A 764-nucleotide genomic window follows, 5' to 3' on the forward strand; every position below is an offset into this window, starting at 1 on the left:
AGACTCAGGATGAGCCCAGAAGCTCAAGTGACTTCCTAGCTGCCCACGCCGCCCGCCACACAACCCCTTTTGATGCTTCTAAGGTTTTCTAGCGACATGAGTGTGCTCACCGTAGACAAGCCGTTCCGCAGCTTCTTTCTCGGTGGGTTCGAGTGCTCAACGCATCGACGCCAGGACGGGCGGCGGCTCGACCTGCTCGCAGCTACGAAGCACAACCGCCTCCTTGTGGAAGACTATCAGGCACTGGCGCGGCACGGGATATCGACCGTTCGCGACGGTCTTCGATGGCACCTGATCGAAACTGCTCCGGGACAATACAACTGGTCCAGCCTCCTGCCGATGCTGCACGCAGCGCAGGGCTGTGGCACCCAAGTTATCTGGGATTTATGCCACTACGGCTGGCCTGATGATCTCGACATCTGGTCCGCAGCTTTTGTGGATCGGTTTGCAAGCTTTGCGGCAGCTGCCGCAGCGATCATCCGCCAGGGGACGGAGGGCGATACCCTCTACTGCCCCGTCAATGAGATGGCCTTTTGGGCCTGGGCAGGGGGAGATGTAGGGCAGTTCAACCCAGGAGCTTTCGGGCGTGGCCCTGACCTGAACCGACAGCTTGTGCGCGCCGCCATCGCAGCGACCCGCGCCATCCGAGCCGTTGATCCACACGCTAAGTTTGTTTGCGCTGAGCCGCTGATCAACGTGGTGCCGAACTCGGATGATCCTGAGCACGTCCGTGCTGCTGAGGCGAAGCGCCAGTCCCAGTTCGA

At 60.7% G+C, this 764-nt stretch carries 1 pseudogene; it reads left to right on the forward strand.

Going from position 1 to position 764, the window contains the following annotated elements:
* Nucleotides 1–96: 96 nt before the first annotated feature.
* A pseudogene (locus JKG68_RS32730) lies at nucleotides 97–764 on the forward strand (beta-glucosidase); the annotation flags it as partial.

It is taken from the genome of Microvirga aerilata (assembly GCF_016743775.1).
Taxonomy (GTDB): domain Bacteria; phylum Pseudomonadota; class Alphaproteobacteria; order Rhizobiales; family Beijerinckiaceae; genus Microvirga; species Microvirga aerilata.